We start from the raw sequence: 13,991 nt of genomic DNA, 5'->3' as shown, positions 1-13,991 counted from the left end.
ACAAGCCACGGGGGGAACCCGAGTCATGGTATGACAGTTTCTTCTTAATGCCCAACTGCCGTATCTATAATCTTTTCTGCCTCTGTACCGCTAATTTTTTCTTTATCATTTAGAATGAGATTAGCATTCTTTAAGTCATCTCCTATATGTTCCGCTCTTCCTTTTAAAATCTTAGCTAAAAACTGCTCGGCAAGAGCGTAATATGAGATTCTATTACCGGGTTTTGCAAATCCATGGCCTTCATCTTTGTAAAGTGCATAAACTACCGGTATATGCTTTGCTTGCATGCTGTTTACAATCTGTTCTGATTCTGCCTGCACGACTCTCACATCGTGAACACCTTGTGCTATAAATAAAGGCTTTTTGATATTATCAACAAAATTAATTGGTGATCTTTGTCTTAAAAACTCTTTTTCTTCTTCAGTATCCCAAGGTCCTATACGTGTTTTATATATACTTAACAATGGTGTCATATAAGGAGCTTTAGATTGCACATGAGTTAATAAATTAGACATACCGACAACGTCAACACCGCAAGCAAATACGTCAGGCGTCATGGTAAGACCTACAAGCGTTGCATAACCTCCATAGCTTCCACCCATAATACAAACTTTGTCAGAATCAACTATATTATTCTTAATAGCCCAGTTAACACCATCAATTAAATCGGTGTGCATTTTACCGGCATATTCTAAATTACCGGCGTTTAAGAAATCTTTCCCAAAACCGGTAGAACCACGGTAATTTATACTTAAAACTGCGTAACCACGATTTGCAAGCCACTGATGCTCAGGATTGTATCCCCAGCTATCACGTACCCACGGACCGCCGTGGACATTTAAAATTAGAGGTACTTTTCTATCGGGTATATTATTTTTATCGAGCTTTACATCATTTGGAAAAGTGATATAGCTAACTAAATCAAGCCCGTCACGTGACTTGATAATTATCGGTAGCATCTTAGCAAGATTATATTGCTCAAGTTCTTTGCGATTAGTAAATAAAAACTCAGCTTTTTTATTTGCCCTATCATATTTATAATATTTCACCGGTGCATTATCAGCCATATAAGCAACGACCCAAGTTTTATCGTCTAGCGTTCTACTATTAATAATTAAATCACCGCGATCAATAGATTGCAAATATTTAATATCATCTTCAATATCTTTATCTAATATTTTATATGAGACTCTATCATAATCTATAGATACTGCTTGCGGAGTTTGTTTTGTGGGATGAACTGTAAATAAGCCGATATCGGCTTTTGCATCTTCGGCTAATATTTCTTCACTACCTGTAGCTAGTGTTATAGCTTTAAGTGCGGAGGTATTACGATTACGTCCCTCTAGCATATATAAAGTTTCACCGCTAGCATCAAAACCAAGTATGGAAGTGTTAAAAGAATCTTCCATTGATATCTTAGTAAATAACTTTGGTTCTCCGTTTTTGAATTCATAATATTCAACAGCTCCGTCTTTATCTAGTAAGCTACCGAATCTTAAATTTAAATTTTCATCAGTTACATAATCAGTAAATCTATCATTTTTATAAATCAGTTCTTTTTCTAGAGTATCTAGATTTAATTTGTAAATATCAAAATATTCAGGATTACGCTCATTTAAATATATTAATATCTCATTTGGCTTCTTATGACTTGCTCCAGCTATTTCGGCTTTAACTCCTTTTTCGGGAGTAAGTAATTTTGTCTCTTTTGTCTCTATGTTATAGCTATAAATTCGGTCATTTTCATCACCGTTAAAATCTTGGGTATATAAAATATTTTTATTATTATAAGCTTTAGCATAAGACCAAATACCGCGTCCTGTGTCATGGGTTATGGCTTCTGCTTTACTAATATCATCTGAGGGTGCTAGCCAAATGTTTAATACACCGTCTTTCGGTGCAACATATAGAATATATTTGCCGTCGTAGGTTAGAGAAACCCTTGCTTTATCAGGGTTACCGAATAAAACTTTTCTGGGGATTATTTGATTGTTATCCGTTATCGTTTGCATTTGAAACATAAAAATACCGACACTTATTATTAATATAGTGCCTATAATATAGAAAATTTTACTCATTACTAATAGTTTGTGATTTAGTTTTATAGTCTTTTTATGTCATGCCCGATTCCGCGGAAATGACATTCAGGTCATAAGATATAATTGCTACACTCTCTCAATATTGCTTAAAAACCAATCAACTTCTTTGGTATTAGCATTACGTGTAAATGTCCATTCTTCTTTTAAATCTTCGATTTTGTCAACTACATTTTTACCTTGAAATAGTAATTTAATAAATATGTTATTACCGAACATGTAAATTTCTGAATATTTTGCACTTAAAGCCGATGAGTCAAAAAAATCACCATAGGACGGTGTTATTTTTTCAAATTCTTCCAAATATCTTTTATCTATCAGCTCAGATAATTCTTTAGCATCTTTTTTATAAGCAGCTTCTATAATCATTTGAAAAGCAGTTTTAGCATTATTTATGAATTTAACCGGGTCAAAGGAGTAAAGGCGTTTATGGACTTGTTCCATTCCATCTACGACCGCAGTTATATTATGTTCTACTATTATATCTTTAAAAGCTTTAATATCTTGGGCTGTTGGAATATTTTTTTCTTCTTTATTAGATTTAACTGTACTGTAAGTTACGTCCTTAATAACCGGTTCGCCAAAATAAGATTTTTGCTTTGTCTGTTCCTCTTCTGAAGTAGAACCGAGAGTAGTCATTAATTTGTTGATAATGTAAAAGGCAATAACGGCAAAAATTAATAACTCTATTATTTGAGGAGACATTTTCTATTTATTTTTATTAAAAGATTATTTTTATATCTTAATATAAAAAAATAATTTTTTAAAGTTATTTAATAAAAATAAGGATTTATTTTTATTTGAGTTATACTTAAAATTTAAAAAATAACTAAAATATCTTGATTATTTTAATTATTATGATATTATCGTTTTGTAAATGATGTTTAAACTCCATCATTGCAAAACATTTATAGCCTTTAGTCCATTTATGCTAGGGGGCTGTTGTACTAAAGCAGCTTAATTTTTAAGTGTTTTTAGTATAATGGATAATTATTGTTTTCAATGATTGAGTTTATCCCCTAGCACCTATCTATCTACTCACTTTTAATTGACGAATGAACTGGCGAGCTGGTGATTCAATTATATAATGCAAAATAGTAGCTATTGTAACCGAAGTAGCAAATTTAAGCCATAAAGGAGTTGGATAAATCCAGTAATATGCTACAAAAAATTCTGTAGTTAAAGCAGAAAGGTATAAAGAATATGAAATTTGACCTAGAAAATATGTTATTGGATTACCGAAAATAAGTTTACTTAATCCTGAATCATTAGATGTTCCAATAATTATTAAGGATGAGCCAACTGCAAGCCACCAAAGTGTTTCTGCATTAATTATAATAAAAATATAAGCAAAAACAGCAATTCCTACAAATGTAATAATATCATAAATAATATAATTAAGTTTCAAAGATTTTATATATTTTGTAATAAAAAATGTTATACAACCAAAAATAAATACACCTAAAAACATTATTAAGCTTTTACCGTAAGCAAATTGTACTCTTTTGTTATACTAATATGGGTCTGCAACCATTGAAAAGCATAAGGAGCAGGAATTATCCCATAAGATATAAATAACAAGATTATCAATAACTTAATTATTGATAATCTTTGCATCAATGATATTAAAAAAGGAAATAATTAATATGCAAACATTGCCGTACTTATTGAACATGAAGGTTGATTCCAAGATACTAAATCCGTGAACCCCCATGCTTGAATAAGGAACACATTAAGAAGAAAAGTATAAGAATTATCTTAGGGTGAAAGAATTTCTGACAAAATCGACTCTGCATTAATACGCATAAAAGCATAAATAAATGTAAGGGATAAACTTTGGCAATACGTAAAAAACTTTTATAACTAACGGTATGCGTATAAAATCTAGTATTATATACATAACATAAAATAAAGCCGGATAACACAAAAAATATTACAACCCCAAGACTGCCAAATATTGCTATATTCATTCCAATTGAGTTACCTGGTCAAATTATATGTGGCGTGTAAGAAGAATACCCATAATGCAGTATACCCGCGTAAACCTGTTAATCCTTTTATTTCTTTTAAGTTATCTATTTTGTTATGCCATATTTAAGTTATAACATTACTGATTAAAATATGGCATGATAATAATTTTTTTAATAAATTATTAGATTCTTATATTCAGAGATCTTTTAATAAGTGTGCCACTTTTATAGCATTATCAAATCCGTGATCGTAATGAAATCTTATATCAGGCGAGAATTTCATATTTATTTTATTAGTAATAAAATTTCTGATAGCATTTTTAGAATTATTTAATGCATCCATAATTTCATCTATTGTTAGTTTAGTATTAAAAGGCAAGAAATGACAATTAGCTATTTTGAGATCAGCAGTAACTATAACTTTCGTAATAGTGAGAGGACAATCCAAAAGTCTGCTATCCAGCATTTTGCCACGCCTTAGAATTTCTATTAATGCTTCATTTATAATGCTTGCTAATTTTTGTTGTCTATGAGAATTAGTTTTGGTTAATTTTTTCATGCGTTAAAATATATACAATTCTAAAGCATAATAGCATGCTTTTGCCAAACAACCAATACCTAAAAATTTTAGAAATTTTGTTTTAAAAAAACCAGAGAACAAAGAAATAAAGCTTCCCCAAAAAGAAAATGCCATTAAGAAAATTATAAATATCTCATATTTATAATATAGTTTTGTTAAATTTTTATGTCTTAAAATATTTTGTGCATTTTTGGAAGCATAAAAGATATTTAAAACTATTCTTCCAACAATATAATTGATTGCATTACCGCTAAGAGAAGCACAAATAGCTACTAACAGCATTATTAAATTATTATAGCCTCCGAACATTTTCATAGAATGAAATATTAATTCATTCTGAAAACCTATAATAAGATTTGAGACAAAACTATCAACAAATAATAAACTATATGCTTCAAATTGATTCATGAATGTAATATATTGAATTTTGATTAGGGGTATTAATCGTCATTACGAGGAAAAACTGTAAGTTTTGACGAAGCAATCTCATGCTAAAATCCTGAGATTGCCATAACCCTTACTATCTAACACCACAATAAAGTAACTGGCAATGAAAAAGCAAATTATTTATCCTGATTTTATAGCACGAATTTTTTCTACGGCACTTGATTTATCAGTCTTTGCCTTTATAGCAATCCCAATATCACAATTTTGTTCTTTTAATTTATTATGGCTGTTCTTTAATGATTATTTCCTTAGCAATAACATTAATCTTCATAATCCCAATGAAATGTTTAACTCGTTTATGAGTCAGGAATTTTATGAATATCTTAAAGCAGGAAATTTTAATAAATATATTTTGTTTAATATTTCAATTTTTGCTACTAATATATTAGTAATAGGCTCATATTTCATAACGCTTTGGTATTATAAAGGTGCAACGCTTAGTAAAATGTTTTTACGTATGAAAATCGTAGATGCCGTAACATTAAATCGTCCGACCTTAAAGCAGTTAATTAAAAGATTTTTAGGGTATATGACTTTTCCTATCGGTATTTTTTTCATACTTTTTTCTTCTAAAAAACAAGCATTACATGATAAAATAGCTGGAACCGTCGTTATTAAGTCTTAAATATACTCCTAAGTAATAGACGAAGTTTAATTTGGAAAAGAGCAAGGAGTTATAAGGCGAGGAGCGGAGCGTATACACTTAATAGGTGAGTACCGCAGTTCTTATAATACGACGTAGCTCATTTTTCAAATTAAACGAGTATATTTATGAATGAAACAAATAATAATGATATAGATCAGCTAATTTATCTTTTTTCAAAATTACCCGGTCTTGGTAGTAGATCGGCAAGGCGTATAGCGCTTTACCTATTGCAAGATAAAGACGTAAGGTTAAAAAGCCTAATTAATAATCTTGTAGAGATAGAGAAGAAAATAGTAAAATGCGAGATTTGCGGTAATATGGATACGGAAAATATTTGCCGTATTTGTTCTTCTGAATATAGAGATAAATCAATTATTGCTATTGTCGAAACTGTGGCTGAATTATTGGCAATGGAACGTAGCGGTAATTTTAAAGGTTTATATCATGTACTCGGTCATAATTTATCGGCAGCTAGTAGACAAAACCCTAGCATACTTCGGTTACCTGAACTACTCACAAGATGTTTTGCAGAAAATATTAAAGAAGTTATTATTGCTACTAATTCTACTTTAGAAGGTCAGACTACTGCTTATTTTATTACAGAATATTTAAAAGAGCATCCTGCTAAAATTTCTCGCCTTGCTAGCGGTATACCTATCGGAGGTGAACTTGATTATTTAGACGAGGGTACCATATCTGCCGCTATTAACCTACGCCAACCTTTTGAGTAAAAATTAATAATTTTATTAAAGTTATAGTGAATCTTGATGAAATTCTAGATGATGTTCGCCGGCGAATTTTATTACATCATTATGATTTCCTTGATGATCAAAATGTATCAGTAATTCACCTTGTTCGTTTGAATGTAATATATTTGTGAATAAACGCTGGTCACCATCAATTTTAATGTCAACTACTTTTTTACCGATAAATTTAACGCCGTTATCCCCCTGTTGTCTATATATTATATCTTTCTTTAAGGCATTTATAAATTTATCACATTTATTCTTATCTAATTTTTCTTGTAATTTTGCGCTAATTCTTCCGTAACATTCAAGTCCTTGATATTTGCCTAAAGCAGTAGTGTTATTACTTGTAGTTTCTCCTTCTTGATTAACTTTCCAACTGCTGTAACTAGGAATAACCTGTCCGATAGTATGAAGTAAATGTGCATTTTTTATTGATTGATAATATTCATGAATTTCTTTAGGATTTTGATTTTCATACTGCTCTAGCTCTTCTTTAAGTGATAATAAACCAATATATTCCTGTATCTTTTCGTGATCATTAGTTAGCCTTGCAGCTGTGAAGCCATTCTCAATGGCTTCCTGATTTTTATTATCATATGGTAAAATTTCCTCAACGTTCTTTAACGCTAAGTTGTATTTCTTAATTGCGATTAAACAAGTGATAATCTTATTAATTTTTTCTATAGCTTGTGCTTGTGCAAAATTAAGGTTGCTAACAAGAGCTTCGATATGAATTTGATTAATATATTCTTCAGGATTTAATAAAAATTCTATTGCCTGGAAGATATTACTGAGATATGGAGTTATTTTATTTTTAGGTATTTTTTGTATAAATTGTTTAGCTAATTCATATTGTTTGGTAAGGCTGTTGTAGATAGTAATATAACACCACTAATAGAGTTGCTAATTTCGATTCACTCATCCTTTAGGTTTTCTTCATTCACAATTTTCTCAGCAGCAGAATATTGATTGTATTTGGCAATATATTGAAAACATCGAAACTGTTCTTTACTATCTTTAGATAAATTGTCTTGGTTAATTAGATTTAATTTAGCTTCAGCAATTTCAGCTAAATTAAAACTCATTGCTGTTAAAGTTTTGATATCTGTAGGAGCATTTTTGATTAAATTTTTTGTTTCTGTTGCCCTTTCGTTAAGTAAATAAATATTAAATAAGCTATAGATTGAATTGCTATCTTTTGGTCGATCCTTTAAAATGCGTAATAATTGCTCTTCGTCTAATGATAATTTTCCTGTATTATTATAGGCTACTAATAGATTATAACGGCAAAAATAGATGAATTTACTTTCCTGTTTTTGCTCATTGTTACTAGATTCGCTAGTCGTGGTGCAAGTAATGTTATTATTTCATCATATTTTTTGGTAGCAAGCAATATTTCAGAAAAAGAGCCTAGAATAGCAAAATCTTCTATATTTGCTAATTGTTTAATAATATCAGGTTAAAATTCAGGTTTTACAAATAATAAAATTTCTGCAATAAAATTTAGATATTTTTGATACCATTCTCATTGAGTTTTGAGTAAATTTAAAACTATAGGTGCTGATTTAAGTATATCTTTAGCTACTTCTTCAATTAATGCAATATTCTTTTCTACTACGGCTAAACGAAAAATATTTTCCTTAGCGATAAATTTATTGATAATCTTAGTGATAGGGTTAGAAGAATTGGAGCTAGGTTTGTATTCAAAAAATATTTCTACTTTAGAATTTTTATTAATTAAAGCATTATATTCACTAATCTCATAATCTTTAAATAACTCATGATTTTTAAGTTCTGCGTAACTGTATTTTTTAATACACATTCCAATAGCTTTTATCTTCTTAATTGCTAAATTAGCAAATTCTGGAGCTAATTTTGAATTTTTTATTTCTTCAATAGTTCTTAAATAATTATTTTTTATATCAAAATCCTTAACTATTGCTGAGTACAATTCTATAGCTGTATTTAAGGTAATATTGGAGCTTCAAGTGGTAACCATAAAATATGGTTATTTTTAGAGAAGTTAATAGAAGACTTTTTTGATTTCATATATGATGCCTAGTTATTTTTAACAAGGCATCATACATTAGTTTAATTCTTAGTAAAAAAATTATTAATATTTTTTAATAATTACCACCGAATTGCTCTTTAATAATTCTATCTTCCAGCGTATGGTTTTTATTAAAGAGCAGTTTGACAGGCTTATCCTTAGTAGATTTAACGGTAACATTTGTGATATTATTAAACTCCTGAAAGTCGGCAGTAGCATTTACCGGTCGTTTATTTGTATTAAGTATTTCAAATTTAATCGTAGCAGATGAAAGCAGTAAAGCACCGTGCCATCTACGCGGTCTAAACGAGCAGATAGGGGTTAGGCATAACATGTTTGACTCAAGCGGTAAAATAGGACCGCTGGCAGATAAATTATAAGCACTACTTCCGGCAGGTGTTGCAACTAAAGCTCCGTCTGCTACTAATTCGCTCATTCTCTCTATCCCGTTTACGTCTATTCTAAATTTAGCAGTTTGATTAGTTTTACGAAAGATCGATACTTCGTTAATAGCAAGTGCCGTATATATTTGACCGCTCGTATCTTCGATTTGCATAAGAAGAGGATTTAGGATAGAAACCGTACTTTCGTGTATATTTTGTAATAAATTTTTGGTATCTAAAGGATTCATTAAAAAGCCGAGGCTTCCTAAATTAACTCCGTAAAAAGGTATATTAAGATGCATATAGCGGTGAATATTATGTAGTAATTCTCCATCCCCGCCTATTACGATAATGACCTCCGCTTCCTCTATTTTACAATAATTATAGAGTTTTTTTATTTCCTCTATAATAGCTAAATGTTTGGAATTTTGGTTATAAATCAATGCTATTTTATTTATATTCATTATATGAATTTCTTTTTTAATATATAGACGCTTAACTAATAATAAGTTATAAGAATAAAGTAATAAAATAAATATTAAGTTAAATTATGTCATCATTCAACATCAAAAATCATAAAAATGATCTGCTATTTGTACCGCTAGGGGGATCTAATGAAATAGGTATGAATCTTAATCTTTACCATTATCAAGGTAAATGGTTAATGGTTGATTGTGGTAGCGGTTTTGCCGATGATTATTTACCCGGTGTTGATATGATAATTGCTGATAGCAGCTTTATCGAGAAATATAAAAAAGATATAGTAGGTCTGATTTTAACTCATGCTCACGAGGATCATTTAGGTGGAGTCCAATATTTATGGAATAGCCTTAAGTGTCCTATTTATACTACTACTTTTACAGCAAATTTTTTAAAAATTCGTTTAAATGAATATGATTTTGCTAAAAGTATAAAAATTCATGAAGTAAAACTCGGTAGTAAAATAAATCTAGATCCTTTTTCCTTAGAGATGGTGCCACTGACTCACTCGGCTCCTGAAATGCAAGCAATTATGATCCGTACGGATGCAGGTAATATTTTACATACGGGGGATTGGAAATTTGATAACGATCCGATACTTGGACAAAAAGCCAATGAGGAGCTTTTAAAATCTTACGGAGATGAAGGGGTTCTTGCACTTGTTTGTGATTCAACTAACGTATTTAATAAAGGAAGCTCAGGTTCTGAGGGGGATGTTAGAAAAAGTTTAGTAGATATTATAGCCGGTTGTCCTCAAATGGTAGTAGTTTCAACCTTTGCCTCTAATTTAGCACGGCTTGATACAATAATTCATGCTGCAGGGCTTGCGGGTAGAAAAGTAGTCTTAACCGGTAGAAGTTTGCACCGTATGATGCTTGCTGCGCAGGAAAGCGGCTATTTGAAAGATATTGCTCCTCTAATTAGTGAACGTGATGTTAGCAGATTTAGAAGAGAAGAATTATTAGTAATTGCTACCGGTTGTCAAGGTGAGCCTATGGCTGCCACCGCAAAACTGGCTAGTAATTCTCACCCGTCTATAAAGCTTGTTCCTAAGGATACAATGATTTTTTCTTCAAAAATTATTCCGGGTAATGAAAAGAAAATATTTAGGCTATTTAATGTATTTGTTAAAGCCGGTGTAGAAGTTATTACCGAGCGAGACCATTTTGTACATGTTTCAGGACATCCATCGATTGACGAGCTACAAAAAATGTATTCTCTAATTAGACCGAATATTTGTATACCTGTTCACGGCGAGCCTGTACATATTCATGAACATGTTAAGCTTGCTAAGAAAAACGGCATAAAACAGTCAGTAGAGGTTGAAAACGGTAGTGTAGTACTGCTTGAACCTAATAATGCAAAAGTAATTTCAAAGGTTGAAAACGGTTATTTAGCTGTTGACGGTAATTATTTGTTGCCCGTTGAATCTCCGATTTTCAAAGCTAGAAGACGTATGCGTGAATCGGGTATCGTGGTAGCATCAGTAGTCATTAATAAAAAAGGACTGCTTGCTGCAAACCCAATGCTGTCTATGTCCGGGCTGCTTGATCCGAAAGAGGATATGGCATTAGTGAACCTCATTAAAAACGACATTAAAGAACTTGTTACCATTCAAAATAAACAGGCAAAAAAAGCATTGTCGGATGAACAAGTAATCGAGGCAATAAAAGGAACAATCCGTAAAACCTTAAAACAAGAAATTAATAAGTCACCCGTTATAATAGTAAATCTTGAGAAAGCTGTGGAGTAGTGAAATTGTTATTGTGAGTAGTATTGTTTTATGGCTCGAGAAATTCGCTCGATGTCATTCCCGCCTTCGTGAGAATGACATAAACAAGCCAAGCAACGATACCTACAAACCTGCAAGTGACAAAGAAAAAATAAGCACATGAACAAATTTAAAAATATTGCGGTTTATGGGGGAGGGAGTTTCGGTACTAGCCTTGCTTCTTTAGCAGCACAAAACTGTAATAACGTTACTTTATTTTTACGTGATGAGGCAATAGCAAAGGAAATTTTACATAACAAAACTAATGTAAAATATTTAGGGGATATTAAATTACCTTCTCGTTTACAGGCTACTACAAACTTAGATATAATTAAGGATTTTGAACTAATTATTATTGCAGTGCCGTCTTACGCTTTTGATGACTCAATAAAATTATTAAAAACTCACAGCATTTCTAAAAACAATACTCTTCTAATTGCAACAAAAGGCTTTGCCCGTAATCCTACCGCATTATTTTCAGATAGGTTAAAAACTCTATTACCGCATAACCCTACAGCGTTTTTTGTAGGTCCGAATCTAGCAAAAGAACTTGCTAAAAATTTACCTGCTTCGGCAAGTATTGCAAGTTTAGAGATAGATATAGCAAATAAAATAGCTTATAACCTAAGTTCAAAAATTTTTACTACTAATGTGTCAAGCGATATTGTAACATTACAGGTAGCAGGAGCTTTAAAAAATATTTTTGCTATTAAAAGCGGTATTGATTTAGCAAGAAAGCAGGGCGAAAATGCAAGAGCAACGCTTATAGTAGCTGCCTTAAAAGAAATTGCTATTTTGTCGAAAGCTTTAGGTGGTATGCAAAAAAATTCTGATATTTTACTAGAGGGTGTAGTAGGCGATTTAGTGCTTACTTGTTATTCGTTAGGTTCACGTAATACAAAATTTGGTTATGAACTTGGAATTAGTAGCGATAAAAAGAAATGTTTACAGGAATATAAAGAGCTAGTAGAGGGAAGAGAAGCATTAAAATTAGTTTTGGATTTGATAAAAAAATATAATTTACATATGCCTATAATTTCTGAAGTAGCTTCGTGTGTTATTCCTTATGTCATTCCTGCGAAAGCAGTAATCCAGAAAAAAGTATAAATACAGCAAATTTTTGAAATTAAAAGCTCGATTCATCTCGCTTTATGCTAGATTCCTGCTTTTGCAGGAATGACATATGATTCCACGCGAGCAATACCAATCAAGTATTACAGCAATCTCTTCATCTGTTCTTGCTCTAATTTTTTTTCTTTATCTAGTTTGTTTAAAAATTCTTTATAAAAACCGTTTGTTATATATACAAGTTCCATTTCGGTATTTAATTCAGAAGATTTAAGTATGATTACACATTCACCATCCTTGAAAGTAACCACTTTATCATTTTCTTCTTCTAAACTATATTTATCTTTTAAAATGTTATAAAACTCTTCAAATTTATTTTGATCTATAGTTAAAATAACGGCTTTAAAATCATTACATATCACTAAAGCTTTATATATAGTTTTTGTATTTGGTTCTATATAACTATATAATAATTATATCCTTGCCAATAATTAGGTTCTTTATTGATGATTTTGTATTTTTTTTGTTAGATCTATATTGGTAGTTTTATTTAATTCAAGCCCAAGTGGCATAGGATTAGAATAGATATTTAAACAAAAAAATATAATGAATAAGGATAATAGATTTTGCATAAATAATATGAAAATTTCATATTAAATTAGACACCTTAAATAACATAAGATTTTTAAAGTTTCAATTAGAAATTTATTTTGGTCTGATGAAGTAAAAATCTTTACAAAATTTAGTGAAAAAAAATAAAACCTCATATATTATAAGTAATTATATCTTTAGCTCATTACATGATAATCTTTAGTATAGTTTTTTTTAAAACCGTTTCGGTATTATTAAGTTTAGTAATAGGATTTTTAGCAGGTAAATATTCAAATGTTGAAAAAGATAGTATATCCTCGTTACTATTCTATTTTATATCACCTATAGTATTTTTTACGATACCTGCTAGTACAACCTTAACACTTGCGGCATTAAGCGTTACGGTTGTAACATTTGTAATTGCAACACTCTTATCGCTCTTTTCTTATTATTTTTTTGGTAAATTTTGGCAGGATCATACACGTAATATTATAGCTTTGTCTGCAGGTACGGCAAATGGCGGGTATTTTATGTTGCCTATAGCTGCAGCACTTTTTGATGATTATACATTAAGTATTTACATGATGGCTGTTATAGGAGTGAATATTTATGAATGTTCCGTCGGCTTTTATATTTGTATGAGGAGCTTTGCTAATACTACCGATAGTATATTAAAAGTAGTAAAATTACCGATTTTAAATGCTTTTTTCTTGGGATGTTTATTTAGTTTTTGCGGTTTTACTTTACCGGATTTTTTAGATGATTTTATATATAATATGAAAGGCTCTTTTTCGATACTCGGTATGGTGATGGTGGGTCTTGCTCTTTCGTCTCTACAAAAATTTGAAGTCGATATCAAATTTACTCTTGCTACTTTTGCTGCTAAATTTCTATTCTATCCTTTGGGAGTAGGGTTATTTATCATGTTTGATCATTTTGTAACAAAATGGTATAACAATGATTACTATAATGCCCTAAAACTACTTTCTACGGCACCACTCGCAGCAAATACTATAGTTATAGCGAATTTACAGAAATTTTACCCTGAAAAAGTTGCAGCTACTGTGTTTTTATCTTTACTTTTTGTAGTTATATATATGCCGACCATGGTCAGTATATTTTTAAGTGACTTAAATTAATAACATGATGACAATGAT

At 30.6% G+C, this 13,991-nt stretch carries 14 protein-coding genes and 1 pseudogene; 5 read left to right on the top strand and 10 right to left on the bottom strand.

Translation table 11 applies throughout. The features are described from left to right. Positions 1-44: 44 nt before the first annotated feature. The 6 genes and pseudogenes from RAT170B_RS05550 to RAT170B_RS05530 form a co-directional block, all read right to left on the bottom strand. Positions 45-2,081, bottom strand: a complete 2,037-nt coding sequence (locus RAT170B_RS05550) for a S9 family peptidase (protein WP_045805820.1) — start codon at positions 2,079-2,081, stop codon at positions 45-47. An 87-nt stretch (positions 2,082-2,168) separates the two neighbouring features. Continuing rightward, the gene (locus RAT170B_RS05545; RefSeq protein WP_014014297.1) at positions 2,169-2,804 is read right to left on the bottom strand and encodes a Tim44 domain-containing protein; all 636 of its coding nucleotides are present in this window, start codon (positions 2,802-2,804) and stop codon (positions 2,169-2,171) included. 325 nt (positions 2,805-3,129) lie between these two features. Next, the gene (locus RAT170B_RS05540; protein WP_082068678.1) at positions 3,130-3,570 is read right to left on the bottom strand and encodes a hypothetical protein; all 441 of its coding nucleotides are present in this window, start codon (positions 3,568-3,570) and stop codon (positions 3,130-3,132) included. Positions 3,571-3,904: 334 nt separating this feature from the next. Then, positions 3,905-4,122, bottom strand: a pseudogene (locus tag RAT170B_RS12190) (acyltransferase); the annotation flags it as partial. Positions 4,123-4,265: 143 nt separating this feature from the next. Then, positions 4,266-4,628 carry a 30S ribosome-binding factor RbfA gene (gene rbfA / locus RAT170B_RS05535; RefSeq protein ID WP_014014300.1) on the bottom strand — a complete coding sequence of 121 codons (363 nt, stop codon included), beginning with the start codon at positions 4,626-4,628 and terminating at the stop codon, positions 4,266-4,268. Positions 4,629-4,631: 3 nt separating this feature from the next. Next, positions 4,632-5,057, bottom strand: coding sequence for a YqaA family protein (locus RAT170B_RS05530; protein ID WP_045805819.1), 426 nt, complete (start codon positions 5,055-5,057; stop codon positions 4,632-4,634). Between the two features lie 142 nt (positions 5,058-5,199). On the opposite strand from RAT170B_RS05530, the gene RAT170B_RS05525 reads away from it, so the two are divergent. Together RAT170B_RS05525 and recR are read left to right on the top strand one after the other, a co-directional pair. Further along, positions 5,200-5,721 (top strand): RDD family protein, encoded by a 522-nt coding sequence (locus tag RAT170B_RS05525; RefSeq protein ID WP_014120784.1) that lies wholly within the window; start codon positions 5,200-5,202, stop codon positions 5,719-5,721. Between the two features lie 146 nt (positions 5,722-5,867). Further along, positions 5,868-6,473 carry a recombination mediator RecR gene (gene recR / locus RAT170B_RS05520; protein WP_045805818.1) on the top strand — a complete coding sequence of 202 codons (606 nt, stop codon included), beginning with the start codon at positions 5,868-5,870 and terminating at the stop codon, positions 6,471-6,473. 932 nt (positions 6,474-7,405) lie between these two features. Here the strand turns inward: recR and RAT170B_RS10570 are convergent. The 3 genes from RAT170B_RS10570 to RAT170B_RS05510 form a co-directional block, all read right to left on the bottom strand. Beyond that, positions 7,406-7,576, bottom strand: coding sequence for a hypothetical protein (locus RAT170B_RS10570; protein ID WP_186786297.1), 171 nt, complete (start codon positions 7,574-7,576; stop codon positions 7,406-7,408). A gap of 440 nt (positions 7,577-8,016) precedes the next feature. Then, positions 8,017-8,442: a hypothetical protein gene (locus tag RAT170B_RS05515; RefSeq protein ID WP_261368734.1), complete on the bottom strand. Its 426-nt coding sequence runs from the start codon at positions 8,440-8,442 to the stop codon at positions 8,017-8,019. Positions 8,443-8,614: 172 nt separating this feature from the next. Beyond that, complete coding sequence (locus RAT170B_RS05510) at positions 8,615-9,388, bottom strand: NAD kinase (protein WP_045805817.1); 774 nt, start codon at positions 9,386-9,388, stop codon at positions 8,615-8,617. Between the two features lie 86 nt (positions 9,389-9,474). Between RAT170B_RS05510 and RAT170B_RS05505 the strand changes: the two genes are divergently transcribed. Together RAT170B_RS05505 and RAT170B_RS05500 are read left to right on the top strand one after the other, a co-directional pair. Further along, the gene (locus RAT170B_RS05505; RefSeq protein ID WP_045805816.1) at positions 9,475-11,157 is read left to right on the top strand and encodes a ribonuclease J; all 1,683 of its coding nucleotides are present in this window, start codon (positions 9,475-9,477) and stop codon (positions 11,155-11,157) included. A 138-nt stretch (positions 11,158-11,295) separates the two neighbouring features. Next, the gene (locus RAT170B_RS05500; protein ID WP_045805815.1) at positions 11,296-12,282 is read left to right on the top strand and encodes an NAD(P)H-dependent glycerol-3-phosphate dehydrogenase; all 987 of its coding nucleotides are present in this window, start codon (positions 11,296-11,298) and stop codon (positions 12,280-12,282) included. Positions 12,283-12,389: 107 nt separating this feature from the next. Here RAT170B_RS05500 and RAT170B_RS08955 read toward each other — a convergent pair whose 3' ends face one another. After that, complete coding sequence (locus RAT170B_RS08955; protein WP_082068676.1) at positions 12,390-12,665, bottom strand: hypothetical protein; 276 nt, start codon at positions 12,663-12,665, stop codon at positions 12,390-12,392. Between the two features lie 378 nt (positions 12,666-13,043). Here RAT170B_RS08955 and RAT170B_RS05490 point away from each other — a divergent pair, with 378 nt between their 5' ends. Beyond that, positions 13,044-13,973, top strand: coding sequence for an AEC family transporter (locus RAT170B_RS05490; protein ID WP_014014308.1), 930 nt, complete (start codon positions 13,044-13,046; stop codon positions 13,971-13,973). Positions 13,974-13,991 lie beyond the last annotated feature (18 nt).

Source organism: Rickettsia argasii T170-B (assembly GCF_000965185.1).
GTDB lineage: Bacteria > Pseudomonadota > Alphaproteobacteria > Rickettsiales > Rickettsiaceae > Rickettsia > Rickettsia rickettsii.
Note: the sequence above shows the minus strand (reverse complement) of the source record. Positions and strands in the feature narration are given on the sequence as shown.

Bases quoted from the DNA above. Each gene is read 5' to 3' on its own strand.
- RAT170B_RS05550 (WP_045805820.1), bottom strand. From the start codon at position 2,081: ATGAGTAAAATTTTCTATATTATAGGCACTATATTAATAATAAGTGTC.
- RAT170B_RS05545 (WP_014014297.1), bottom strand. From the start codon at position 2,804: ATGTCTCCTCAAATAATAGAGTTATTAATTTTTGCCGTTATTGCCTTT.
- RAT170B_RS05540 (WP_082068678.1), bottom strand. From the start codon at position 3,570: ATGTTTTTAGGTGTATTTATTTTTGGTTGTATAACATTTTTTATTACA.
- rbfA (WP_014014300.1), bottom strand. From the start codon at position 4,628: ATGAAAAAATTAACCAAAACTAATTCTCATAGACAACAAAAATTAGCA.
- RAT170B_RS05530 (WP_045805819.1), bottom strand. From the start codon at position 5,057: ATGAATCAATTTGAAGCATATAGTTTATTATTTGTTGATAGTTTTGTC.
- RAT170B_RS05525 (WP_014120784.1), top strand. From the start codon at position 5,200: ATGAAAAAGCAAATTATTTATCCTGATTTTATAGCACGAATTTTTTCT.
- recR (WP_045805818.1), top strand. From the start codon at position 5,868: ATGAATGAAACAAATAATAATGATATAGATCAGCTAATTTATCTTTTT.
- RAT170B_RS10570 (WP_186786297.1), bottom strand. From the start codon at position 7,576: ATGAGTTTTAATTTAGCTGAAATTGCTGAAGCTAAATTAAATCTAATT.
- RAT170B_RS05510 (WP_045805817.1), bottom strand. From the start codon at position 9,388: ATGAATATAAATAAAATAGCATTGATTTATAACCAAAATTCCAAACAT.
- RAT170B_RS05505 (WP_045805816.1), top strand. From the start codon at position 9,475: ATGTCATCATTCAACATCAAAAATCATAAAAATGATCTGCTATTTGTA.
- RAT170B_RS05500 (WP_045805815.1), top strand. From the start codon at position 11,296: ATGAACAAATTTAAAAATATTGCGGTTTATGGGGGAGGGAGTTTCGGT.
- RAT170B_RS05490 (WP_014014308.1), top strand. From the start codon at position 13,044: ATGATAATCTTTAGTATAGTTTTTTTTAAAACCGTTTCGGTATTATTA.